The 23,659-nt window shown below is 57.9% G+C and carries 19 protein-coding genes and 1 pseudogene; 7 read left to right on the top strand and 13 right to left on the bottom strand.

Annotation, left to right across the window (positions count from 1 at the left end; genetic code table 11):
- Window positions 1–316: pseudogene (locus tag EST62_RS08285) on the top strand (hypothetical protein); the annotation flags it as partial.
- A gap of 158 nt (window positions 317–474) precedes the next feature.
- Here EST62_RS08285 and EST62_RS08280 read toward each other — a convergent pair.
- Complete coding sequence (locus tag EST62_RS08280; protein ID WP_129051629.1) at window positions 475–1,956, bottom strand: dicarboxylate/amino acid:cation symporter; 1,482 nt, start codon at window positions 1,954–1,956, stop codon at window positions 475–477.
- Between the two features lie 126 nt (window positions 1,957–2,082).
- Window positions 2,083–2,487, bottom strand: coding sequence for a DUF4332 domain-containing protein (locus EST62_RS08275; RefSeq protein WP_129051628.1), 405 nt, complete (start codon window positions 2,485–2,487; stop codon window positions 2,083–2,085).
- A 479-nt stretch (window positions 2,488–2,966) separates the two neighbouring features.
- On the opposite strand from EST62_RS08275, the gene EST62_RS08270 reads away from it, so the two are divergent.
- From EST62_RS08270 to EST62_RS08245, 6 genes are all read left to right on the top strand, one after another.
- Window positions 2,967–3,506: a MarR family winged helix-turn-helix transcriptional regulator gene (locus EST62_RS08270; protein ID WP_129051627.1), complete on the top strand. Its 540-nt coding sequence runs from the start codon at window positions 2,967–2,969 to the stop codon at window positions 3,504–3,506.
- Window positions 3,433–4,755, top strand: a complete 1,323-nt coding sequence (gene ablA / locus EST62_RS08265) for a lysine 2,3-aminomutase (protein WP_129051626.1) — start codon at window positions 3,433–3,435, stop codon at window positions 4,753–4,755. The genes EST62_RS08270 and ablA overlap by 74 nt, the downstream gene beginning before the upstream one ends.
- A gap of 188 nt (window positions 4,756–4,943) precedes the next feature.
- On the top strand, window positions 4,944–6,407 hold the full coding sequence (locus EST62_RS08260) for a sodium:solute symporter (protein WP_129051625.1): 1,464 nt from the start codon (window positions 4,944–4,946) through the stop codon (window positions 6,405–6,407).
- The gene (gene ablB / locus EST62_RS08255; protein ID WP_129051624.1) at window positions 6,404–7,255 is read left to right on the top strand and encodes a putative beta-lysine N-acetyltransferase; all 852 of its coding nucleotides are present in this window, start codon (window positions 6,404–6,406) and stop codon (window positions 7,253–7,255) included. Before EST62_RS08260 ends, ablB begins: the two co-directional genes overlap by 4 nt.
- A 271-nt stretch (window positions 7,256–7,526) precedes the next feature.
- Window positions 7,527–8,429: an adenine-specific DNA-methyltransferase gene (yhdJ, locus tag EST62_RS08250; protein WP_129051635.1), complete on the top strand. Its 903-nt coding sequence runs from the start codon at window positions 7,527–7,529 to the stop codon at window positions 8,427–8,429.
- Window positions 8,389–9,540: a restriction endonuclease gene (locus EST62_RS08245; RefSeq protein ID WP_129051623.1), complete on the top strand. Its 1,152-nt coding sequence runs from the start codon at window positions 8,389–8,391 to the stop codon at window positions 9,538–9,540. The genes yhdJ and EST62_RS08245 overlap by 41 nt, the downstream gene beginning before the upstream one ends.
- A 221-nt stretch (window positions 9,541–9,761) precedes the next feature.
- Here the strand turns inward: EST62_RS08245 and EST62_RS08240 are convergent, their stop codons facing one another.
- The 11 genes from EST62_RS08240 to EST62_RS08190 all read right to left on the bottom strand — a co-directional run bounded on the left by EST62_RS08240 (window position 9,762) and on the right by EST62_RS08190 (window position 23,650).
- On the bottom strand, window positions 9,762–10,964 hold the full coding sequence (locus EST62_RS08240; protein WP_129051622.1) for a glycosyltransferase family 2 protein: 1,203 nt from the start codon (window positions 10,962–10,964) through the stop codon (window positions 9,762–9,764).
- On the bottom strand, window positions 10,964–12,184 hold the full coding sequence (locus EST62_RS08235; protein ID WP_129051621.1) for a glycosyltransferase family 4 protein: 1,221 nt from the start codon (window positions 12,182–12,184) through the stop codon (window positions 10,964–10,966). Before EST62_RS08235 ends, EST62_RS08240 begins: the two co-directional genes overlap by 1 nt.
- The gene (locus EST62_RS08230) at window positions 12,181–13,281 is read right to left on the bottom strand and encodes a glycosyltransferase family 2 protein (RefSeq protein ID WP_129051620.1); all 1,101 of its coding nucleotides are present in this window, start codon (window positions 13,279–13,281) and stop codon (window positions 12,181–12,183) included. The genes EST62_RS08235 and EST62_RS08230 overlap by 4 nt, the downstream gene beginning before the upstream one ends.
- A gap of 7 nt (window positions 13,282–13,288) precedes the next feature.
- On the bottom strand, window positions 13,289–14,383 hold the full coding sequence (locus tag EST62_RS08225; RefSeq protein ID WP_129051619.1) for a radical SAM protein: 1,095 nt from the start codon (window positions 14,381–14,383) through the stop codon (window positions 13,289–13,291).
- A 77-nt stretch (window positions 14,384–14,460) separates the two neighbouring features.
- Entirely contained in the window at window positions 14,461–15,495 is a 1,035-nt protein-coding gene (locus tag EST62_RS08220) for a glycosyltransferase (RefSeq protein WP_129051618.1), read from the bottom strand.
- A gap of 51 nt (window positions 15,496–15,546) precedes the next feature.
- Window positions 15,547–15,966: a hypothetical protein gene (locus EST62_RS08215; RefSeq protein ID WP_129051617.1), complete on the bottom strand. Its 420-nt coding sequence runs from the start codon at window positions 15,964–15,966 to the stop codon at window positions 15,547–15,549.
- Between the two features lie 57 nt (window positions 15,967–16,023).
- Window positions 16,024–17,463 (bottom strand): hypothetical protein, encoded by a 1,440-nt coding sequence (locus EST62_RS08210; protein WP_129051616.1) that lies wholly within the window; start codon window positions 17,461–17,463, stop codon window positions 16,024–16,026.
- A 450-nt stretch (window positions 17,464–17,913) separates the two neighbouring features.
- Window positions 17,914–18,441, bottom strand: coding sequence for a serine O-acetyltransferase (locus EST62_RS08205; protein ID WP_245153551.1), 528 nt, complete (start codon window positions 18,439–18,441; stop codon window positions 17,914–17,916).
- Between the two features lie 19 nt (window positions 18,442–18,460).
- The gene (locus EST62_RS08200) at window positions 18,461–19,600 is read right to left on the bottom strand and encodes a glycosyltransferase family 4 protein (RefSeq protein WP_129051615.1); all 1,140 of its coding nucleotides are present in this window, start codon (window positions 19,598–19,600) and stop codon (window positions 18,461–18,463) included.
- A 7-nt stretch (window positions 19,601–19,607) separates the two neighbouring features.
- Entirely contained in the window at window positions 19,608–21,899 is a 2,292-nt protein-coding gene (locus EST62_RS08195) for a hypothetical protein (RefSeq protein ID WP_129051614.1), read from the bottom strand.
- Window positions 21,899–23,650 (bottom strand): lipopolysaccharide biosynthesis protein, encoded by a 1,752-nt coding sequence (locus EST62_RS08190; protein ID WP_129051613.1) that lies wholly within the window; start codon window positions 23,648–23,650, stop codon window positions 21,899–21,901. Before EST62_RS08190 ends, EST62_RS08195 begins: the two co-directional genes overlap by 1 nt.
- Window positions 23,651–23,659 lie beyond the last annotated feature (9 nt).

Here is a 23,659-nt window from a genome sequence, read left to right as displayed (position 1 = left end):
AGTCAAGGTCGAGAAATTGAGTATAAAAAGTTGCATTCACAGCAGCTCCAACTCTTCTAAATACCTCGAAGCTCTGCTTCGAGGATCCTTTATTGAAGCATATTCAAGCTTGAACAGGAAAATCAAACACTACCTGATGGTTGACGCTCACTTTACCTGGTGGGTCAAAGGCAAGGCTTATTTGTGTCGAATTATCGATATGTTGCATATGGGTTTGATCGATGAAGTTCTTTTTGGTCGAGAAGTTGCAGAACGATTGCCTGTTTTGGTCGATGAATGGGTTCAGGCTATAAGGTTATTACTCCGGCAACAATAAATCGCAATTTCACCCATTGTAAAAGATTGGGCTAAAGCCCTGATTTATATTGCTTTATCCGCTTACCCCGGGCTAAAGTCCGGGGTAATTGTTTAAGAGTTTTAATGGCCGGAGTAATAAAAGAAAAACGATAATCAGTTTTTTATTTCCCCCAAATTTTACCGGTCGATAATCCCGGCTCCTACGCTGTCGCCCCAGACGTTGACGGTGGTGCGGCAGCGGTCGAGGAACCAGTCGATGCTGAGAATCAGCGCGATGCCTTCCACCGGGAGGTTGACCGCTTTGAGCACCAGCACCATCGTCACCAGCCCGGCTTCGGGGATGCCTGCCGCGCCGATGGCGGCGAGCGTGGCGGTGAGGAAGATGACGAGCAGCTCAGGCGGGCCGAGCGCGATGCCGTTCATCTGGGCGATGAAGATTACCGCGACCGCTTCGTAAAGCGCGGTGCCGTCCATGTTGACCGTTGCGCCGAGCGGCAGCACGAATCCGGCGGTGCGCTTCGAGATGCCGTTTTTCTCCTCGGCGCACTCAATCGTCAGCGGCAAGGTCGCGGAACTCGATGCGGTCGAGAAGGCGGTGAAGAGAGCGGGGAAGGTTCGGACGGCGTAGCCCGATGGCGAGCGTTTGCCGAGGAGTTTCAGGAGCAGCGGCAGCGTGACGAGGCTGTGGATGGCGAGGCCGCCGATGACCGTCGCGGCGTATTTGCCGAGCTGTTGCAGTTCCGGCCAGAAGCCGCCGAAACCGCCCGCTTCGCCGAGCCGCCCGGCGATCAACGCCCCGATGCCCACCGGCGCGACCTGCATCGCCAGGTGGATGATCTTCATCATCGCCTCGTTGAGACTGTTGAAAAACATGATGGCCGTGCGCCCCGCCTCGCCGGTCATGGAGAGGGCCGCGCCGAGCAAGAGCGAAAAGGTGACGACCGGCAGAATGTCGTTGTTGGCCATCGCCTTGAAGATGTTCGAGGGCACCAGGCCGCTTATCACCTCCTTGAGAATGTCGCCAATGCCGCGCTTCTCCTGCATGAATCGGGCGTCCGGCTGCCGGTCGAGCCGGATGCCCGCGCCTTCGCCCTCCGGCGGACTCACCGCTTCAGCCCGCCGCGTCCAGCCGGATGCCGTGATGAGGATCGTCCCGCCTGAGCGCTGGACCGAGTCGATCGAGGCCGAGAGGTTCCGGTCGAGCAGGTGCAAGGTCGAGGTCGTCAAGTCGCTGTCGGGCAGCTCCGACGCCTCCATCCGGATGGTGTTTCCTTCGATGCGGTACTTCGCGTCCGCTCGCGTGATCGACTCTTTCGAGTGCTCCAGCCCCGCCTTGCCCGGCTGGATCCAGAGCACCAGCAGAATGCCGGTGAGCACCGACAGGCCGGTCGTGCCGATGTAGTAGCCGAGTGTGCGGGTGCCGAGCGAGCCAAGCTGCCGGATGTCGCCGAGCCGCGCGATGCCGCTCACCATTGCCGCGACGATGAGCGGCATGACGATCATCATCAGAAACCGGATGAACAGATCGCCCGCGAATTTCACCGACAGACCGGCCTCCGGCCAGAATCCGCCGACGAGCGCTCCGGAAACGATGCCGGCAATGATGCCGACAAGCAGCGTGTTGTTGCGGTTGTTCGGTTTGGCTGAGGGTTGCTGCATGTGACCGGGGTTTTGTTGCGATTCTTTACGGGATGAGTTTTTTTCGGGGGCTGGGGGGTGAAGCGCGAGGTTGCCGGGGGGCGTCTCGACAAAACGCCGAAGCGCCTCCCGGCTTTCATCGGTCGTTCAATAGGTCACTACTTTGGGAAGCGATTTGGCCTGGGCGATCCACTCCTGCACTTCCGGTTCGGGGGGCAGTCGTTTTACGAGATTCTGCGCGGCATTGACCTCGGTCATTTTGGCGTGCAGATTGTCCGCCCTTCGCTGGGCCAGTTCGGGCACCGTGTCCACGCCTGACGCCTCAAGCAGGTCGGCATACTCCTTGCCGATTCCCTTGATGCGAAACAGATCGGCCTGGTTCACAATCCGGAGAATCACGGCGTGGCTGATTCCGGTTGCTTCCTCGATGGCTTTTCTTCCGGCGGGCGAGGCCCCTTTTTCAAGCAGCGCCTCAACGGTGGTGATGCCCATGCCGTGGAGTTTTTCTCCGTGGGCTTCGTCAATCCCTTCAATTCCGGCGACTTTAGACATGTTCTCCTCCTTGACTGTTCAGGTTTTCATCAATAAACGTAGCGATACTGCTCTGTTCGATGATCTCGTTCGCCGGTCAGCGGATCTCCGGGTATCGTGATGCTGGCCAAACCGCTCATTTGGCAGGCATTGAAGGGGCATTGCTGTCAGACAGGGTTTCAGGGACGGCTCATACAAACTATATACCTGAATGGCCGATATGCAGCTTCAGAGACTATCTTTTGAAGTTTACGGAAGCGCTGGATATTTGACAACAGATTGGCAAGCCGAAGGATGGATTCCGGATGCTCTTTGACAGCTCTGAAGAGCAGTTTTTTCATCCATATCCCGGTTTCTGGCATCGGGTTCATTGTTCTGTCTGTTGCGCCGGTTTGGAACTTTACGCCGGGTTTGTTACGTTATCTCATTATTCTTCGTGTACGAAATTATTCTGTACGAAGGATTTTGACCTGTTTTCTTCAACCCAGTTTGTCGGGAAAATGCAGCAGCAGATGTGTTCGGATCGTGATTCAGCCGGTCGCAGTTACCAGGCTCTTCGGCGGATTGCCAGGGCGCTCGATGTTCATTCCCGCAAGCTGTACCGGGAGTGCAGCCTGACTTCGCCCCAGATGCTTTGCCTGCGCACGCTGAAGTGCGAGGGGCGGCAGATTCTCTCCGCGCTCGCCGCGCGCCTCCATCTCGGCGTGAGCACCACGAACGGCATCATCGACCGCCTCGAAGCCAAGGGGCTGGTGCAGCGAAGCCGCTCGCAACAGGATCAGCGCAAGGTGTTCATCACCATCACGCCTGACGGGGAGGAGCTGCTCGACAAGGTGCCGGAGCGGACGGGCGACATCTACGCGCAGGCGTTCGCGCAGCTTTCGCCTGAGGAGCAACCGGCGTTCGCCTCGATGCTCGAACGGCTTGCAGGCCTGCTCGATCCTTCCGGTAACATCCAGCCATATCATGACCTTATCCCTTACCCAGAAACGAGTTATCAACAGGATCGACCCGAAGGCGACCCTGTCGCACTGGAGTGACTGGCGGTGGCAGATGCGCCACAGCATCCGCGATTTCGATACCTTTGAACGCCTTCTCGACATAACCCTCTCCGACGCCCAGCGCAAGGCGTTCAGCGACACGGTGCAGAAGTTCCCGATGTCGATCACCCCCTACTACCTCTCGCTCATCAACACCGGTGACATGGAGAACGACCCGGTGTTCCTCCAGAGCGTACCCTCTCCTCGTGAGCTTGAGATAAAAAAAGGGGATATGGCCGACCCGCTGCACGAGGACGAAGACAGCCCGGCCCCTTGCGTGACGCACCGCTACCCCGACCGCGTCCTGCTCCTGGTGAGCAACACCTGCCCGATGTACTGCCGCCACTGCACCCGCAAGCGCAAGGTGGGCGACGAGGACACCATTCCCAACCGCTCCGCCATTGCGGCTGGCATCGACTATATTCGTCGGACGCCGCAGGTGCGCGACGTGCTCTTGAGCGGCGGCGATCCGTTCCTGCTCTCCGACGAATTTCTCGACTGGATTCTCGCCGAGTTGCGCTCCATCGAGCACGTCGAGATCATCCGGATCGGCACGCGCACGCCGGTGGTGCTGCCGCAGCGCATCACGCCAGAGCTGGTGGAGATTCTCTGCAAGCACCAGCCGGTGTGGATCAACACCCACTTCAACCATCCACGCGAGCTGACTCAGTCGGCGCGCAACGCGCTTTGCAGCCTGGCCGACGGAGGCTTGCCGCTGGGCAATCAGACGGTGCTGCTCTCCGGCATCAACGACTGCCCCCGGATCATGAAAGCGCTGGTGCACAAGCTGGTGGCCAACCGCGTCCGTCCGTACTACCTCTATCAGTGCGATCTCTCCGAAGGGCTGTCGCATTTCCGCACGCCGGTGGGCAAGGGGATCGAGATTCTCGAAAGCCTGATCGGCCACACCAGCGGCTTCTGCGTGCCGACCTACGTCATCGACGCGCCGGGCGGCGGCGGCAAGATTCCGGTGATGCCGAACTACCTCATTTCATGGTCAACCAACAAGGTGGTGCTGCGCAACTACGAGGGGGTCATCACCACCTACAAGGAGCCGGACTCCTACGAGCCGACCTTCTGCGACCGCAACTGCGCGGAGTGCGATTTGCAGCTCAACCTCGATGACGCCGAGCAGTCGAAGGCCATCGGCATCGAGCAGCTTCTTGCCGACCATGACCAGACCATTTCGCTCATTCCGGCCTCGAACGCACGGCACAAAAGGCGGAAGGGGGAGGCGCAGGAGGCGTGAGGAGGCCTCTTCATTTATGTGTTGTGCGGTGCCTGGAACCCCTCCCCCGGCTTGAAAGCCGGGGCAATGTGAATGTAAGAGTTCTGAATGTCCGAAGGGTTGAAACCCTTCTGAATGTAAAACCGCTTTCTGCGTTCTGGAGGCCTTGTGCTCGAATTCGTCACGACAATGAATAAAAGCGTCTCGTTATGGACGGAATCGACTATCTGATTTTCGGTGTGTACATGACGGTGATTCTTGGCGTCGGCGTCTATCACTTCAGGCGTAATGGCGACGCCGAGGATTACTACGTCGGCGGGCGGGACATCGCGCCGTCCCATGTCGGGCTGTCGATTGTGGCGACCGATGTGGGGGGAGGATTTTCGATCGGTCTTGGCGGCGTGGGTTTTCTGATGGGTCTTGCCGGAAGCTGGCTGCTTTTCACGGGGCTTGTCGGGGCCTGGCTCTCGGCGGTTTTGCTGATTCCGCGCCTCAAGAAGATCGACCGCGAGCAGGGCTTCATGACCTATCCCGACTTCCTGCGCTACCGGTATGACCGGCGCGTGGCGGTGCTGGCCGCTCTGATTTCCGGCATCGGCTATCTGGGCTTCACCGCCGCGCAGATGCTGGCCGGCGCCAAGCTCGCCTCGGCCACGATTCTGCAAACCAATCCGTTCGGCATGGAGCAGGTGAGCTTCGCCCTGCTCATCATCGCCCTGGTTACGGTGCTCTACACCATGATCGGCGGCTTGAAGGCGGTGATCTACACCGACACGGTGCAGTGGATCGTTCTGCTTGCCGGGTTGATGCTGGTCACCATTCCGGTGACGCTCGTCAAGATCGGCGGATTCGGTGCGCTCGTCGCGGCGCTGCCACCGTCGCACTTCAGCCTGACCTCCATCGAACCGGCGACCTTCATCAACTGGATGATTACCATCGTGCCGATCTGGTTTGTCGGCATGACGCTCTACCAGCGAGTTTACGCCTGCCGCGACGAGCGGGAGGCTAAAAAGGCGTGGTACATCGCCGGTATTTTCGAGTACCCGATCATGGCCTTCACCGGCGTGTTCCTTGGCATGTGCGCCCGCGTGGTGTTCCCCGAGGCCGAGCCGGAGCAGGCGATGCCGATGCTCATCAGCCAGGTGCTGCCTGTCGGGGTGACCGGCATTGTGGTCGCGGCCTACTTTTCGGCCATCATGTCCACGGCGGACAGTTGCATGATGGCCGCGTCGGGCAACTTCACCAACGACCTCCTGTTCCGCTCCGTGCTTCGCGGCTGGCAGCAGGGGAGCCTTGGCCTCTGGATTTCTATGATCGTGACGCTGCTCGTCGGCGCGGCGTCAGTACTGCTCGCCATCCGTTTCACCACCGTGCTCGACGCCATTTTGCAGGCCTACTCCTTCATGGTTTCCGGCCTGTTCATCCCGACGCTCGGCGCGCTGTTCTGGCGGCGCGGCTCGTCCGTGGGTGCGCTGTTCGGTATGGCGGGCGGGGGCGCGCTCACGCTGCTTCTGCTCTCCGGGCTCGTCACGCTTCCGCCGCCGCTCGCCGCGCTCGGCCTCGATCCCACGTTGTACGGTATCGTCTTTTCGGCGCTGCTCTACACCGGCGGCTCGCTGTTTTTTCCACAACGTGAGCGCGCCGGGTGCGCCTCGTCAATCCTCGAACCATGACCTCTACGCCCGACATCATCGAAACCCGCTTCGGCGCGCTTTTGCAGCATGGGCCGTTCAGCAGCCGCATCTATCTCATGAAAACGGGTGAGGCTGATCCGGTGGCGCTGCCAGCCCAGCTCGACGCGCTTGCCAGCGAAAAGGGTTACACCAAGATTTTCGCCAAGCTGCCGAGAGGTTCGGAACGGGAGTTTGTCGCGAATGGCTACCGGCTCGAAGCCTCCGTGCCGGGCTTTTATCGCGGAGAAACGGAGGCGCTCTTTCTGGCGCGCTACCTCGATCCCGCCCGCGCCGAATCGCCGGAGGCCGCCGAAATCGCCCGCATCATCGGGCTGGCCTCCACGAGGCCCGCTTCCGCGCCACCGCCGCTTCCGGCGGAGTTCACGCTCCGCGCCTGCACGCCGGGCGACGTCGATGAGATGGCGGCAATTTACCGCGAAGTGTTTCCGACCTATCCCTTCCCGATCCACGATCCGGCCTGGCTGCTCGAAACGATGGAGAGTCACATCGACTACTTTGGCATCGAGGATGCACAACAGGGGGGGCGTCTCGTCGCGCTGGCCTCCTCGGAGATGGACCTCGACGGCCTGAACGTCGAAATGACCGACTTCGCCACGCTTCCCGAGCTCCGGGGCCGCAACCTCGCCCTGCACCTGCTCGCCGAGATGGAAGCGGCGATGCGGCAGAAAGGGATGCGCACCGCTTTTACCATCGCCCGTGCGATGTCGCCCGGCATGAACATTACTTTCGCCAAAGCGGGCTACCGCTTCAGCGGCACACTCATCAACAACACCAACATCTCCGGCGGCATCGAAAGCATGAACGTGTGGTACAAGAGTTTGGGGTGAAGAGGGGGGGGGGGCGATTTTTCCGTTATCGCCGATTACTGTCAAGTGATGCCATGCTCGCGGGTTCGGGCATTGCAGAACAGGAGAATCCGGATGATAGGTGCGGGTCGAAGAGAATGAAGTGCGGTTATTTTCTGTGGAAAAAGTACATTGCTGTCAGGTATGAAGAGTTTTTTAAACGGATTTGGTCTTAAAATGGCTGTTCGCCAGCAAGGAGTGTGACTGCTTTGATTATCCTGCGCTGGTGTTCTGCCCTCAGGAAAAGAAGAGTATGGGGCGATATCAAAACAATGGAATGACGATTATAATGGGCGACGCTATGGATGTTCTTGCATCGGAAATTCCCGATGGAAGCGTCAGCCTCATTTTTGCTGATCCTCCATATAACATCGGCAAGAATTTTAATGGACGTAAAGACCGGTGGGAGTCAGACGAAAAGTATTTGGATTGGTGCTATCGCTGGATTTCGCTTTGCATTGACAAACTGGCGCCGGACGGTTCATTTTATCTGATGGCAGCAACACAAAGTATGCCATTTCTCGATATTTTTATCCGAAAGCGCCTTACGGTATTGTCTCGAATTGTATGGAGTTACGATAGTTCTGGAGTTCAGGCAAAGCGTTATTTTGGCTCTCTCTATGAGCCAATTCTTCACTGCGTGAAAAATCCGAATGAATATACTTTCAACGCAGATGATATTCTGGTAGAAGCAAAGACCGGTGCGACCCGCAAGCTTATCGATTACAGAAAAGCTGTTCCGACGCCATACAACAGCATGAAGGTGCCCGGCAATGTGTGGAACATTCCTCGTGTACGGTACCGCATGCCGGAGTATGAAGAGCATCCGACACAGAAGCCTATTGCCCTGCTTGAAAGAATCATTCTTGCGAGTTCTAATCCGGGCGATCTGGTGCTCGATCCATTTTCGGGAACATTCACGACAGGGGTTGTGGCGCAAAAGCATAATCGCCATTTCGTGGGTATAGAGATTGAAGAGGCTTATGTTAAAATTGGTATCCGACGTCTCGAAATTGCAAGAGAGTACAAAGGAGAGCTTCTGCATCGTCCGCCAAAATCTTATGAAACATCTGCTTCTGCTCAACTCGAAAATTTAACCCTGTTCGAGAAAAATCATGATACATCCGTTTACGGAAACGATTCTCGCCGTTCTTGAAAACCATTTTGGCGACAGTGCCAAGACGGTATTTGATTTGAGTCCGATGCTGGGTTATATCAATCAGAAAACCCGATCGGCAAACCGTGGATCAAAGTCTCGCAGCAGTTTTGCTAACCTGTATGCTCTGTATGTACTTATAGAAGATTATATTCAGCAAGGTTTCGATAAAAATTCGGGCTATGACAAGTATCCGGGGGCAGATTTTACTCCGCTGTTAAAGCGTATACGAGAACTCCCATTTGGTCAGAAGTTACAAAACCATGCGCTGAACAATAGAGCTAATGATGAGTTTCATAAATACTATCCTGATGATGATCGTAGGCCCATACTTCGAAAAGTCGATCTTCAAAAGTATTGGATCAATGAAAGTTTGCTTCAGGTAGAGGTTTCTGGCAGAAGGTATAATATCGCTCACTCTGTTCTTGATATTATTCGGGAATACGCTGAGACGAAGCGCCAATCGTTTGAACAGTTTATAACAGATTGCGAACTTCTTAAAAAAGCGCCGGAGAGGCAAGATGATTCTCTTATTGTATTTATTCGCAGTCTTATCGCTCCGGAGAGGGACGCACGTCTTTTTGAAATCGTCAGCTATTCGGTATTGCGATCCTTCTATGCAGAGGATATTATCTATATCGGAAGTACGGCGCAAAGTGTGAGCCCGGAGAGATTGCGACTTTACAAGACTGGTCGTACGAACGCGAACGATGGCGGCATAGACTTTGTTATGAAGCCTCTCGGTCGATTTTTTCAAGTCACGGAGACGCTTGATGTGAAAAAATATTTTCTGGATATTGACAAAATAGAACGGTATCCAATCTCGTTTGTAGTCAAGACGAATATGTCAATTTCTGATATAAGAGATCGGCTTGAGGCTGGGGCGCGAGAGCAGTATGCAGTAGATTCTGTGGTAAGGAAATACATGGATTCTATAGAGGAAATTATTAATATCCCCGTTTTGCTCTCTATCTTTGAAGAGGTAGTAAAATCAGGTCATGTGCATGACGTGTTGGATGAGATTATTCGATGGAGCAAGATAGAATTTAACTACATGGACTCAAACGGGTCAGATCCGGGTTCTGTGGCTGATGAAGACGAAGATGAGTGATTGTTTGTGTTGGGAGGAAATAAAAAAGTAAAATTCTTGCGTGTTTTTTATCTTCTGTTATTTATTTCCTCATAGATATTCTGCAATTCTCATTCAAAACGTATCAACATACATCGCGAACGTATTCATCTTTACCAATGATTGCGTGAGTATCGTTCCGACCGGGTTTGGCGGATGAGGTGGGGAGTTTCAGAGCCGGGGTGTTTCCGCGTCAATGGCGGTTACTTCTCCGGCGCTGAACTTTCGTTCTCCCGTTTCGTCCTCACCCAGGCGTCGCTTTTTTTGCGGATTGCCATTGCGAGGTAGAGCGGGATTTTCCAGAGGATGTAGAGGGGGGCGGCGACGAGGACGCGCCAGGTGTGGAGTCCAGCGTGGCGCTGGATTTGGCCCGACACCACGTAGAAGAGGAGTATGGCCCACCATGCGGCGATGGGCAGCATCCATGCTCTGTCGAGAAAGATCAGCGACAAAAGCGAGGTTACGGCGAAGAGGAGCACCAGCAGCGAGAGCGGCGGCACGGTCAGTTCGGCGAAAGAGACGAGGTAGCGGATCTGACCGGTGCTGAAGAAGAGCCTGAGCAGCGGTAGCGCCATCTGGCCGACCAGCTTGAAGCGCCCGCTCTCCCAGCGGCTGCGCTGGCTCGACGCACTGTCGCCCGACGTGACCATCTCGCTTCGCACGATGGCGTCCGGGTTGTAGTGGACGCTGATCTCGTTCATGAGCAACAGGAAGCTGAACTCCATGTCCTCCACGATCGAGTGGCAGGGCCAGCCGGTCTCCTCGAGCAGGAATTTGTCGAACGCCATGCCGTTGCCCTTGAGCGCGCAGGTCCCGGAGAGCTGGAACGGCCCGGCCATGCGCAGGTGGTTGAAGACGTTGAAGGCCGCGTCGAGCAGTCCGGGCCGCCAACCCGCATCGGGGTTGCTGACGCCGTTGTAGCCTTGCAACGCCTGAATGCCCGGCTGGCTGAACGACAGGCTCACTTCCCGCAGGTAGTTGCGGTCGGCGCGGACGTCGGCGTCGATGATGGTGATGACATCAAGGCCGTCGTACAGCGCCTTGTTTCTCTTGAGGAACCAGTCGAGCGCCTGCCCTTTTCCCCGGTTTTGCAGATTGGTTCGCTCGACCACCGTCGCGCCCGCGTTCCGCGCCACCTCGGCGGTGTTGTCGTCGCAGTTGTCGGCGATGACGAAGATTTTGACGTTCTCCGCCGGATAGTTGCCCGCCTTGATACTCTCGATGGTGCCCGCGATGCCCGCCTCCTCGTTGTGCGCCGGGATGAGTACGCCGATCTCGAACATCCGGTTTGCCGCCAGCTCCTCTTTCCGGAAGAGGTACGCGGCGATGGTGACTATTATGAGGTAGAGCGCCGGAATCGAAAGCAGAATGACCAGCAGAGTGACAGTGAAGACGATGAAGTGCATCAGGCGTTGTTCAGTTCGTTCTTGAAGTGCTCGGCCAAGAGGTCGTTGTTCTGGTGCTGGTTGTACATCGCGATCACTTTTTGCCGTCCGGCTTTGCCAAACTGCCTGCGAAGCGCTGGATTTTCAAGCAGTGTGCGGATCTGTCGCGCCAGATCCTCCGGGTCGCCCGGCATGGCGAGCAGGCCGTCCTGTTCGTGTTCGATCAGCTCCGGAATGCCGGTGATGCGGGTCGAGATGACCGGAATCTCCTTGGCCATCGCCTCCATGAGCACCACCGGCACCCCCTCGGCGAAGCTCGCCAGCACGAAAATATCGGCGCGGTCGTAGTGCTCGCGCACCTTGTCCTGGCCGAGCGCGCCGGTGAAGGTGACTTTGCGGTCGAGACCGTTCGTCCGGGTATAGTTTTGCAGCGACTCGCGGTCGGGGCCGTCGCCCACGAAGGTCAGGTGGAACGGCACGCCCGCTTTGTCGAGCATCGCGCAGGCCTCGATGAGGATGTGCTGCCCCTTGGCGGGTGTCAGCCGCCCGACGCAGAGCAGCTCCGGCACGGCGTTGGCGGGTTCGGGGCGCGGCGCGTACAGCTCCGGATCGATGCCGCAGCGCACGATGTGGAAGCGATTCCAGCGCTCCACCTCGCTGATGCGCATGATCTGGCTGCGGCAGTAGTGGCTGATGCAGCGCACGAACGAGGCTTCGCGCACCTTGTCGGGCAAGAGCGCCGTGTCCACCGTGTAGAAGATGTCGGGGCCGTGCACCGAGATGCTGAAGGTGACGGTGCCGTAGCGCTTCATGAGCATAGCCACCAGCGCCGTCGGGTTGCCGAAGTGCTCGTGGATGTGCGTGATGCCGTGCCGGTGCGCCCAGCGCAGCAAAATACCCGCTTCGGCGAAGTAGGCCGCCGCCTTGACGAGGTTTTTCGGGCCGGTGAAGAGCAAGCGGAAAGCCTCCGCCGCCATGCGGAAGTATCCTCCCGGATTCCGCGTGAGGCAGTGCAGGTGCGCTCCGATGATCGCCGTTGCCGGTTGCGAGAGTACCACGAGCGTGTTGGCGGCCTCCTCCTGCTCGGCGGGCGTCATGAGGTCGAGCTTTTTCGGCCTGTGGATCGAGGCCGTATGGACGGTCATTCCGGCCTTGCGCAGCGACTCGATCTCGCGGTAGATGAAGGTGTGCGAAATAGCCGGGTACTCGCTGCACAGATAGGCGATAGGCTTTTGAGTCATGCTGCGGGATTTGAAAGTCCGGTTTTTAAAGCGCTTTTTTTGTTTTTCAGCGGCCGGTTGAGGAGCGCACCCGCATGAAAGCGGATGACGCCAGCGAGCTGCGGCAGCACCACCGCCGAGCAGTGCCAGGCGTAGATTTTTGCCTCCTTGCGGCTCAACTGGTTTTCCTGCATGAACTTGCCGACTTTGAAGAGGCGCGGCGAGAAGAGCAGTGGCACTCCCGCCAGGCAGAGCGCCGTCGCTGTGAGCATCGATGTCACCGAGGGGCGGGCGGAGAGCAGCGTCACTGTCGCAAGGCTCTCCGCGGCGATGAAGCCGCCGCCTTTGATGGCGATCTTGCGGAAGTCCGCTTTCCAGAACGGGCTGCCGAGCCGGGCCTCCCGCGCCCGCACGGCGGCGAAGCCGTAGCCGGAGCGGTAGGCGCGTTTGAGGTACTGTTTGAGCGTGGTCATGGCCAGGTCGTGGCGCGTCATGACGGCGTCGATGCGCTCGATCTTCCATCCGGCGCGGATGACGCGGCGGCTCAACTCCGGGTCTTCGCCGCCGACGAGCGTTTCGTCGTAGCCGCCGGTCGTTTCGAGCGCTTCGCGGCGCAGGAGCACGTCGCCGCCGAAGCAGTCCGACTCGCCGACCGGCCCGTTCCATTCGAGGTCGCCGATCCAGTTGTAAATCGAGCGCTCCGGGTGCAGCTCGCGCCGGAAGCCGATGACCGCGCCGAAACGGGCGTCACGCATCCTGCCGACCGCTTTGCCGAACCACTCCGGATCGACGATGGTGTCCGAGTCGAGGAACTGCACCAGCGGCGCGGAGCCGCTTCTCCATCCGGCGTTCCGGCCAAGCCCCGGCGTCGGGTACTCCGGCGTCAGCGCGAGCACCCGCACGCCGTCGTAGCGTCTGGCCACCGCGATGCTTTCGTCGGTCGAGCCGCCGTCGGCGTAACAGATGCGAAGCTTTTCCGGCGGATAGCTGCCGGAGCGGATCGACTCGATGCAGCGCCCAAGCGTCTTCGCGCTGTTGACGCCGATCAGGACGCAGTCGATCTCCGGCAGGTCGCGGCCATTGCGGTACGCCGGGCTGTCGAGGTGCTTTTCGTTCATCGTGAGTTTACTTCGCGGCCTTGGTTTTCTGCCGGTTGAGGATGGTCAGCGCCTGGCTCGCCTTGTTGACGAGCGACTTTTGCGACAGGCAGGTGAGCAGGCAGAGCTTGTCGCACTTGATCGTCGCTTCGCGAATCTTCCTGGCCCTCGCGCCCGTCCATATCTCCCGTGCTGACTCCCTCGTGGTGTTGCCGATGGAGGGGAAGTGGAAGCAGAGCTTTACCTCGCCGTCGGGGCGGATGTAGAATTCGTGCAGCCCGATGCGGCAGGGGAGGTGCTCCGGCGAGGCCTTCTCTTCGCGGAAGCTCGCGGGCATCAGTCGCAGAATCTCCTCGCTGTTCATGATCGGCGACCCGGCGCGTTTCATTTCGATGAGCCGCTCGATCACCTTTTCAAATTCGGCCATCTCCTTCTCTTCGATCCACAGTTCGTCGTACGTCTCCGGCGTCCAGCGACCGAGCGGCTGGAAGTTCACCGCCGTCGCGCCAATATTCTCCGCCCAGCGCACGATCTCCGGCAGTTCGCGGAAGTTGGCGGACATGACCGTCGGCTTGATGATGATCGGAAAGGTGACGCCCTGCTTCTCTTGCTCCGCCTTCAAAAGGCCGATGCCGCGCACGATGCGCTCGAAGAGGCCCGTCATGCCGCGCACGTAGTCGTGCACCGCCGCCGTGGTCGAGTCGAGCGAAATGTTGAGATTGAACGGACGGGCGGCCACGAGCGCCTGCACGTTTTTTTCGTTCAGCAACGCGCCGTTGGTGGTGACGCCCGCCAGAATATCGTTGTCGCGGCAGAAGCGCAGGAGGTCGATAAATCCTTTTTTTATAAAGGGTTCGCCGCCGCTGAAGTTCACGGAGAATCGCCCGGTGAACTCCTTGATGCTGAGCAGGGTTTTCTGCCACTCCTCGATCGACATCTCAGGAATGTACTCCGCCTGCCGCCAGTACTCGCAGTGGCGGCACTTGCAGTTGCAGCGCTCGTTGACCAGCGCGTGGAAGGTGACGGGCCGGGTGAAATCGATGCCGCTTTTGATGTAGAGCGATTCGGCAAGCGCGTTGCGTGAATGGTTCAGCCCCATGCGGGCAAGTTCGGTGATCTTCATCTCCGTGGGGATTTATGCGTGATTTAGGCGCTGCTGATGGCGAGGAGGTCGATGCTGAACGTTGTTTTCAGGCTTATTTATGCTGTCGGGATCAGTTGCCGCAATTGCGCGATGTCGCCGGGCAGCGCGGCGGGAACCGGCAGGTTCATCAGCTCACAGAAGCGCTCTATCCGGTAGCGCCAGTCGTGGTTCGTGATGACCTGCGTGATGTTGACGAGTCGCTGCTCTTCGAGTTCATCGTTTCGCGAGAGCATATCCACCAGCTCATCGGCGGCGGTAGCGGGATCGTCTGAAAGCTCGGTTGTCGCTCCGGGCCAGAAGAGCATCTCGTCGGCCATTCGCGAAACCGGCAGTTTTCCGGCGACGATGCAGCCCGAGAGCAGCGATTCGAGCCATCGGCTCGTCACCATCATCGAGCGGGGCCGGTCGCCTTGCGGCTCCACATAGAGATGAAAGGCGAGCGAAATGCGGGTGCGGTGCAGCAGTTTGAACAGCATTCCCCGTTCAAGGCGAATCGTGGGGCCGGTCAGATTGCCGAGAGGGGAGTGAAGGTAGAGCCAAGGTGATTTCATCGGGTGAAAACGCTCCGTGAAACAGGCTTGATAGCTTGACGGCATCCGCCCGAAACCCGTGATGTCGATCTCTCTGGCCATCAGTTTGCGCGGCGTCCAGCTCAGGGCGTCCGTTCCCTGGTAGAGCTGATGGACGGTGATGCCGAAATGCTCTTTCGGATAGGCCGCGTCTTCGTGAGCGGTGACGGTTATCGCGTCGAATTTCGCCGTCTCTTTTCCGTATCCGGCGTGGAAATAGGAGTCGGTGACAAAGCCGTAAATCTTGCTGAATTTTTTGCGGCAGTCGGCGATGGCGTTAATCATTCCGAGATCGCCCGGATTTCTGGCAACCACGATCAGCACGTCGCCGCCAGAGGTCTGCAACGGCTCGTAAACGATCCTGTCAGGTTTTATCAGCCTTTCCGGCCATCCTGCGGCTTGAGGTTTCGGCGAGAGTATTTCGGCATCAAAATAGGCGGCCAACAGCTCCGCCAGTTCGTCGATAGCCAGCCAGCCGACATGCGGCGATGCGAGTCCTGCGTAGAGTATGGAGACTTTCATGGCTTTCAGGGTGCTCTCGTTATGAATTACCGGTTTTTGCGTACGCGGGGTTCAGCTTTTGAGCTGCCTGCACGGGTTGTCGTGAGTGTTGCCGGGCGTGCTATCTGCTTCCGTTGTCAGCGGCTCGCGTTCATAGTGCAGCTTGAGGCGAACAAAGAATCCGGCGGCAATACCGGCAAGGACTCCGGCGTTGTTGGCAAGGGCGTTGATGGCGTTGAAGCTCTCGCCGGTCATCATCATATGAAAGTTTTCGAGCAGGTAGCCGACCGGGGCCATCGATATGGCCAAGAGAAAGGTGGTTCTCCTGTTTCTGAACAAAATCATCGGCATGAATGCCAAAATCGCAAAAATCATCAGGTGCATGAGGGTGTCGAGCATGAAAAATCCGTACCGGAACTCCGGTTTGGGCACGAATGCTCCAACCAGACCCGCGATGAACGCTGCAATCCACAAGCTTCTGATTCTGGACACTGAACCGGATTCAGACCACGGATGTTCTTTTGGCGCTCTGCTCATACCTTGATGTTCTCAACTGATAAAGCGTGACGAACCCTGAAACGAGGGGGAGGGGAGGAAACGGGTTTTTGGCATGACGAATCGAGGCGTTTCAGTCAAATCACTGCCGGCATTGACGTTAAACGCCGTTTCGCCTTTGAGCAACATGCCGACGATGCCGCCGCTAAAGACCATATAGACCGGATTTATCATGGCGTTCAGGAGGCTGTCGATCATGTAGGTGGCCATAAAAACGACCATCACCGTGGGCGCGCCACGGTTTTTTTCGTTCCATCGTTCCGGGGCGCTTCGCATGAGGTAGAAGATTACCGGCGTCTGTACGGCGAGTATCAGGGCCATGAGGCCGAAAATGCCGTTCTGGCCGAGGGTGATGATCCAGAGCCCGTCGGTGACGCTGACGTCCTTGCCGGTTTCATCGTACACGCGCGAGCGGCCGTAGCCGCCCCAGCCGAACACGGTGCCTTCCATCGCTTTCCGGATGAGGATCGTTTCGTTGTCGAAGCGGAACTGGAGTGACTGGGCGCGGGTCGGGCTGAATTTTTCGGCCACGAAGCTTGAGAGGTTCGTGCCATCCCAGATGCCGGTCGTCCGGGTATAGACATAGAGATGTGGCGCGGCGAGTAACACCACAATCAGCCAGTAGTTTTTCATCTTGTTGGAGAGAAAGGCGAAAAGCAGCCCCAGAAAAATCAGGAAAATCGCTCCGTATGACTTCATCATCAGAAAGGTGACGGCAAGCGCCAGCAGCAGCAAACCTGATGGCAGCGACAGGATTTTTTCAGGAAGCTCCCTGGTATAGAGTAGCCATGCGCCGAGAAAAAGGGCAAGCCCCATCCAGGTGGCGGTCATCAGCCCGTGATCCATATAGGCCATTGGCCGGAATCCGCCGCCATCCCTGAGCGTCTGGAGAAAGCTGTGCTGGTGGAATCCGTAGGTCAGCCGGTGGAGCTGCGGACTCATAATCAGCTCGAACCAGCAGAAGGGGATGTAAATGATCGCCCCGATAAAGATTGCCGTACCAAGCAGTTTCAGGCCGTCGGCGTCGCTGAACCAGACTCTTCCGATGTACCAGGGCACGCCCCAGGTGATGCTCTGGTACATGGTTTGCGAAAGGCCGTCATAGAGGCCGAGGTAGTTGAAAACCGAAGAGAAGAACGGGGCGATGCACCAGATGAGTATCGGCAGGTCGATAGGGCTGAAGGAGACGTTCCGGAGCCGCTCTCGGTCGAAATGGCGCGCCCAGAACAAAATGACCATGCAGGTGGCGGTCACTTTGTTGTATTCGGGTATTCCCTTGATTTTCAGGCCCGCGACAGGCAGAAACTCCCAGCCGCCGACAAAGGCGATGGCGATGGCCAGCCTTACGTCGAATCGCTTGAAAAGCGACTTGACGATGGGAATCCAGCCGAACAGGGCGACCGGCACCATGAAATTTCCGCCGTTTTCAAGCATGAGGGCCGAGTCTGTTGCGTTGTGTTCCGGAAACCGGAAAAGCGCCCGTGATGAATGCTTTTGCCCGCCGCGTCACCATGGTATCGCTCCGGTGACAAGTCATCATTTTCCGGATCGAAGGTGTCGGGCTGACGTCATGATTTGTTTTGCCTTAGTTACTCTCGAAAGAGTTCTTCTTCAACGGAGGGAGGCTGTCTCAAAAGTCATTTATCAAACACGTTCTCTATACTCAGGCTCTGTGTTATTCTGAACGAAGTGAAAAATCCGGTTCCCGAAGAACACCTGTAAATAAATAATTTATAGCGCTTTATGAGAATTTTCCGGATTCTTCGCCCGACCGCATCGGACTCAGAACGACAAAAAATGAAGCCGTGAAATCACAAAAAACGACTTGTTTTCGCTTTTGAGGCAACCGCTTCGTTTTCGGGGCCGCCCACTCTTCAGACGCCCTCACTGTTTCGGCTCGACAACTCTCGCCGGAATACCGACGGCGGTGGCGTGCGGGGGCACGTCGTCGAGCACGACGGCGTTCGCGCCGACCAGCGCGTGGTCGCCGATCCGGACGCCGCCGAGAATCTTTGCGCCCGCGCCAATATCGACATGCCCGCCAATGACGGGAGCGCCGGGTTTGCGTCCGCCCATGCCTATCGTCACCTGTTGGAACAACAGGCAGTTGGGGCCTATCCGCGCATCCGGGTGAATGACGATGCCGTTCGGGTGCGGCAGGAGCAGCCCGCCGCCGATCTGCGAGTCGAGCGGAATGTCCGCGCCCGTGACCGCGCTCCAGAATCGGTGCCGCAGCACGGCCAGCGGACGCAACGCGCGGGCCACGATGCTGCCGCTCGTCTTCAGCCGTTGATAGCGGCGCAGCGCCGCAAGCAGCTTTTTGGCGGGTTCGTAACGTCCCGGAACTCGCTTTTCGCGCCTCCAGTCCGGCTCGGTTGCTGAAATTGGCGCGGTGGTTTCCATCGTTTTCATTGATGCAATGGGCCGGTCGTTATTTCCAAAGCTCCGGGTAGCGTGCTTCGAGCAATCCGGCTCGGCGTACGGCAACCTTTCGCCAGGTGAACTCCGCCGCGCGCTCACGCGCTTTTCGCCCCAGCGCTTCTCTTTTCTCTCGCTTTTCCGACATTTCCGTCAAGGCCGCTGCCCAGGCATCGACATCCAGATCGGGCAGCACCACGCCGCTGACGCCATCCTCGACAATCGCGCCCGCGCCCATCGCCGTGACGAGTGGTGGAACGGCGTGAGCCATCGCTTCGTAAGTCACCATCGGCCCGCCCTCTTCGAGGCTGGGAAAAACGAACACATCAGCCATGCCGAACACCTGGTCAATAGTGCGAGTGTCGGCGATGTGGCGAATGTTGTACTGGCCGAGATGCCGCGACACGATCGGTTCGATTGCCGGGTCGATGCCGCCGCACAGCACCAGCTCGCCATCGATCCGGGCGCGTTTCCACGCTTCCAACAAGAGCAGCACCCCTTTGCGCAGGCAGAGCGTACCGGCAAAGAGGAAAACCGGCCTTGGGTTTTGCGGCGCGGGCTGATCTATCGACGCAAAGCGTTCCGGCGCCCACCCGTAGCTGCTCGACATCAGTTTTTCTTTAGCCACGCCGCTGTCGAGCATCGATTTTCTGACCATCGGACCCGGGCAGAAGACCGAATCGGCAAGCAGCAGTTTGCGGTTCTCTTCGGCAATTTGCTCGTCAGATATGGTATCGGTCGGCGTCGTGTTCCAGAATTCGGCGGCTTTGCGCAAGATAGCTCGCGCCGAGCCGCGATGGCAGTTGATGCGCTCGATGATGATTTTCGCGCCCAGAGCGCTGAAACGCTCGAAGAGGTCGAGCCAGAGACCCGCCCAGAGATAGACGGGTGAGGCGCTGCCTTCCGTTCTGAAGAAAGCCTCTTCGGCCATCATGCGTGGCCGGGAGCTGCTGCCGAGCCGGTAAACGAGGCTTTTTCTTATGCCGGTCATGGCGGGTTTGAGCCACGGCGCGGCGAGTGACTCTTCGCAGCTCGGCACGGTCAGCGTCGTGGGGCGTCCTGATTCGTTCCGGTAACGGCACAGCGAGAGCGGCACGTGGCTGTTGCCGAGGTTCGATGCGTGGTAGCCGAACAGAACCGGCAGATGCTTCATTGCGGTGTCATTGATTGGGGGGCTGCTTTTTGCCCGACGCTTCCGGTCTCTTTTGTTTCGAGACTTTTTTGAGCGAAGCGAGTACGCCGGAGAGAAGCTCGAAGAGGCGGCGTCCCGACGGCAGATTCAGGAGCAGCGCTTCGAGCTTTCCGGTGTCGATCTTGTCGAGAAACTCCGGAGGCTTTTCCAGCAGCTTGTCGATGCTCGAACTCTTTGCCGGGCCGCCCCAGTTCAGGATCGGCATGATCGCCGGAACCTCCAGCCGCACGAACGCCTCGGCGGCTGACCGGAGGTCGCGGTACATCGTGCTTTCGCCAAGGGCGACGAGGGTGACGATATCGGCATGGAGCGCCAGATTTTCGGTCAGGTTGCTCTCCAGCACCGGCGGGCTGTCGATGCAGATCAAATCGTACTCTTCCCTCAGCCCGGCGAGTATTTCGGGGAGGTGCTGTTGCGGCGCGATGCCCGTCGCCTTTCCGTGGTAGAGAATGGCGGGCGAACCCTCGGCACCGTTAACCGTGATCTCTCCGGGCGATTTGCCGCCCGCCAGCGCCTCTCGCAGGCCATCGGGTTCATTGGCGAGGCCGTTGAGTTCGCTGAGCGGCGGCGTGTTGGCAGCGGCCTCGATCAGGAGCACCTTCGGCACGAGCGAACTGAGAGCCTGCGCGCTGTTCCATGCCAGCGAGGTTGCGCCCGTTTGTCGTTCAACGCCGCTGAAGAGAATGATTTTCGAGTGATTGAGCTGGTTTTCATGAACAAACTTCACCGCCAGACTTCTGATTTCCTTTGCCGCAGCGTCGCCGGGCTGAAGCGAGAGTATCTGGTGAAAGCTTTTCTCTTCGCCGGATTTGGGAATCTCTTTTGCCGGGGGATAACCGAGGGCCGACTTTATATCCTCTTTGCGCCTGATCCGGTTGTCGAGAAAATCGAACGCCACAAAGAGCACGACCACTGATCCGAACGAGAGGCCGAAAAAGACCATCATCAGCTTTTTCGTGTTGGAGCCTGCCGGTTTGTCGGGTTCACGGGCAAGCGATTCGATGGCGATGTGCAGCGGCGCTTTGCCTTCGAGCTCGAGTTCGTGAATGCGGGTGTCGATTTGGTCGAGCAGGTCGCGCTTGTGTTTCAGGGTCGATTTGAGCGCCTCGCCGAGGTGCAGGCCGAGTGAAATGCGCACCGACTCTTTCCTGGTTTTATCGAGCTCCTTGACCAGTTCTTCTTCGGTGCTTTTGGCTTTTTCCGCCTTGTTGTTGGTCTGGATCAGCTCCTTTTTCTGTTCGTAATCGCGTTTGCCGTAAATGATCGTTTTCGCGGAGGTGCGGACTTCGTTCTGCAATTTTTTCTCGTAATCGCGCATGGCCTTCATGCGCTGCTCGACGTAGATGCGGTCGGGGTTGTTCGGCGTCAGGCCGTCCGTGGTGCTTCGGAGTTGTTGCTGCTGCTGGTAGGTCCACGAACTTGTGAAGTCAAGCGACTGGTCGCCCATCACCATCTCTTCGACCATCGGGTCGAGGCTGAGGGCTTTGAGCTGCCGGCTGTTTCTTTCCGCTTCGTGGAACTGGTTTTCGGACGAAACCCTGTCGGCGAAGGCGTTGACGGCGACCTGCTGAAGCTCGTCAGCCTTTTTGCTGGCCATGTTGTTGGCTTCGGAAAAATCGGCTGTCGAGATGTCCTGCGTGAGCAGCTTGAGTTTCTCCTCGATCGAGGCTATATCGTTGCTCAGTACCTGCTGTTCATTTTTGAGATAGACCAGTCGCTCATTGTCCTGCATCTCGTTGCCTCTTCTCATCTTGTCCAGATAGACCTGCATCAGGTTGTTGAGGAGGGGGGCGAGTCCCTTTTTCTTCGGCCCGGCAATGCCGATGTCGATCAGGTGCGTGCCCGGCACGGGGTTGACCTTGACGAGGATTCCGGCTATTTCGGCGCAGGTCGCCGAAGGGAGGTTCGGCGCGAAAATCGAGGCTTTCTGATCGGGCGTGAGTTTGTTAACCGTTGTTTCGAGAATATCGAAATCGAGTATCCGCCTCGCCTGGGTGTTGGCGTAGTCCTGGTAGTAGTTGATGATGGAGAGGTCTTCGGAGTTGGTGATGACCTGCGGAATGATCGGGTCCACTCTCAATACGGCATGAACCTCGTAATTGGGTTTGCTGATGAGCAGCACGAGCGGCACGCTGAGGGCGAACAGGAACGATCCGATCACCAGCACGAACATGCCGTATCTTTTGATGAAGCCAACGAGGTCGATTGGCTTGTTCGGTTTGCCGAATGGCAACGCCTCTTTTGGAGCGTTGTCCTGCATCAGGCCGACTGTTTTTTTATTGGCAGAAACTCCAGCGCCTTGGCTTTTTCCGTTTCGTTGAGCACGAATTTCCAGAGCAGCCCGGCGCTCGACAGAACGAACAATGTGCCGCATGAGAGAATCTGGATCATCAGATTCAGGCGGCCTGTCTGCGGCCAGAGCTTCGTGGCGGCGTAAATCAGCACTCCGGGCACGAGCGGCAGCAGTGCCGGCAAAATGGAGTAGGCAAGGAATTCACGCAAGCCGATGCTGAAGGTGTTGTTGCTGCGCCAGATGAGGAACAGGGTGCTGACGGACATGCTCGCGGCGATGGCGGCGGCGGCTCCGGAGAGTCCCCAGGCTATCGTTCCGGCGGGAATCCAGAGCACCATGAGGAGCGTCTGCACCAGCATGTATTCGAGTTCGCGCCCGTTGCGGTCGATGCCTCTGAAGAGCATCGTGACCGGGCCGGTGCAGAGCTGGACCGAATAGGCGATGGAGAGAAAAATCATGACATCGGCGGCTCCGGGATATTTCGTGCCGACCCAGACGTCGATGAGGGGATGGGCCATCGAGACCAGAAAGCCAAACAGAACCGAGTTGAGGATATTGGTGAAGCGGATGCCGTCGAGGTAGAGTTTTTTCAGCTCATCGCTTTCGAGGCGCTTTTCGGTGTTGAACGAACGGACGAGGAGCACGACGAGCAGCAGGCACAACCCGGCGGCGGCAAGCGCAGTGATCGGGCCGCTTGTCGGCAGCCAGGGGCGAACCTTTTCGAAAAAGGCGATCGGGATGAGCGCCAGGGTGGCCGTGGCCAGCAAAATATGAACATAGGTGAAAGCTCGCTCATGCGGAGATTTCCATTTTTCGCCTCTCCACTCCCCTTCAAGATGCGCCGATGTGGAGAGGATGGGGCCGAAAGCCGAAGAGGAGACGCCGCCCGCCGTCGAGGGGAGCTTGCGGCCTATCTCAAACATGCCGCCAGCCGCCAGCCCTGAAATGGCGGTGATGAACATCCGGTCAACCGCCGTCAGGAAGATGCCGAGTACGCCGAGCACCTGCACCTTGCCTCCGAAACCGAAGAAGTGGCGCAGATGTTCGCGGCTGAAAAGCCTCCAGGAAACCCGCAGGGAGGGGAGCATCGTTTTGGCGATGAACCAGCAGCCGAGGGTTTCGAGAATGAGGCGAATGGCGTAGGCGTAAAGCAGCCCCTTGACTCCTGCGCCAAGGGCGAGAAATCCGATAATCGCCCCGATTTCGATCAGCCCGGCGATAATGGCGACCGTTTTTTCCTTGGTGAACTCGTGCATTCCGTTGATGATGAACCGGAAGCCTCCAAGCGTGAGTTCGATGCTGAAGACGATTGCTGTGCCGAGAATCAGCGTCGAGGCGACCTCCCGCTGCGATGGTTCGACATTGAAGCGTTCAATCAAAAAAGGCATCAAAAGGTAAAGTCCCACGAAAAAGAGCGAGCAGAACAGAAGCATGTAGGCAACGCCGGTCGAGAGCAGACGGCTGATCTCCTCTTCCTTGCCTTCGGCAAGGTAGCGCGCCGCGTAGCGGATGTAGGTGCTGTTGACGCCGAATCCGCCCATGCCGGCATAGGAGAGAATGATGAAGCAAAGCGACCAGAGACCGAACTCGCTCAGGGAGAGATAATGCAGGGTGAACGGCGTCAGCATCAACCGACTGAGCATATAGATAATCGTGGCGACGATGCCCGATATGGCGTTGCTGGCAAGCCGGTTCTGCGCGTTTTCTGTTTTACTCATGGAGTGGTA

The organism is Chlorobaculum sp. 24CR (assembly GCF_004118635.1).
In the GTDB taxonomy this organism is placed as follows: Bacteria; Bacteroidota; Chlorobiia; order Chlorobiales; family Chlorobiaceae; genus Chlorobaculum.
This window is presented reverse-complemented; position numbering and strand designations above follow the sequence as displayed.

What these genes read in the sequence shown, in the direction of transcription:
- EST62_RS08200 (WP_129051615.1), bottom strand. Translation starts at nt 19,600, where the DNA reads ATGAAGCATCTGCCGGTTCTGTTCGGCTACCACGCATCGAACCTCGGC.
- EST62_RS08235 (WP_129051621.1), bottom strand. Translation starts at nt 12,184, where the DNA reads ATGACTCAAAAGCCTATCGCCTATCTGTGCAGCGAGTACCCGGCTATT.
- EST62_RS08240 (WP_129051622.1), bottom strand. Translation starts at nt 10,964, where the DNA reads ATGCACTTCATCGTCTTCACTGTCACTCTGCTGGTCATTCTGCTTTCG.
- EST62_RS08260 (WP_129051625.1), top strand. Translation starts at nt 4,944, where the DNA reads ATGGACGGAATCGACTATCTGATTTTCGGTGTGTACATGACGGTGATT.
- EST62_RS08195 (WP_129051614.1), bottom strand. Translation starts at nt 21,899, where the DNA reads ATGCAGGACAACGCTCCAAAAGAGGCGTTGCCATTCGGCAAACCGAAC.
- EST62_RS08220 (WP_129051618.1), bottom strand. Translation starts at nt 15,495, where the DNA reads ATGAAAGTCTCCATACTCTACGCAGGACTCGCATCGCCGCATGTCGGC.
- EST62_RS08210 (WP_129051616.1), bottom strand. Translation starts at nt 17,463, where the DNA reads ATGCTTGAAAACGGCGGAAATTTCATGGTGCCGGTCGCCCTGTTCGGC.
- EST62_RS08190 (WP_129051613.1), bottom strand. Translation starts at nt 23,650, where the DNA reads ATGAGTAAAACAGAAAACGCGCAGAACCGGCTTGCCAGCAACGCCATA.
- EST62_RS08275 (WP_129051628.1), bottom strand. Translation starts at nt 2,487, where the DNA reads ATGTCTAAAGTCGCCGGAATTGAAGGGATTGACGAAGCCCACGGAGAA.
- EST62_RS08230 (WP_129051620.1), bottom strand. Translation starts at nt 13,281, where the DNA reads ATGAACGAAAAGCACCTCGACAGCCCGGCGTACCGCAATGGCCGCGAC.
- EST62_RS08270 (WP_129051627.1), top strand. Translation starts at nt 2,967, where the DNA reads ATGCAGCAGCAGATGTGTTCGGATCGTGATTCAGCCGGTCGCAGTTAC.
- yhdJ (WP_129051635.1), top strand. Translation starts at nt 7,527, where the DNA reads ATGGGGCGATATCAAAACAATGGAATGACGATTATAATGGGCGACGCT.
- EST62_RS08205 (WP_245153551.1), bottom strand. Translation starts at nt 18,441, where the DNA reads ATGAAAACGATGGAAACCACCGCGCCAATTTCAGCAACCGAGCCGGAC.
- EST62_RS08245 (WP_129051623.1), top strand. Translation starts at nt 8,389, where the DNA reads ATGATACATCCGTTTACGGAAACGATTCTCGCCGTTCTTGAAAACCAT.
- ablB (WP_129051624.1), top strand. Translation starts at nt 6,404, where the DNA reads ATGACCTCTACGCCCGACATCATCGAAACCCGCTTCGGCGCGCTTTTG.
- EST62_RS08280 (WP_129051629.1), bottom strand. Translation starts at nt 1,956, where the DNA reads ATGCAGCAACCCTCAGCCAAACCGAACAACCGCAACAACACGCTGCTT.
- EST62_RS08225 (WP_129051619.1), bottom strand. Translation starts at nt 14,383, where the DNA reads ATGAAGATCACCGAACTTGCCCGCATGGGGCTGAACCATTCACGCAAC.
- ablA (WP_129051626.1), top strand. Translation starts at nt 3,433, where the DNA reads ATGACCTTATCCCTTACCCAGAAACGAGTTATCAACAGGATCGACCCG.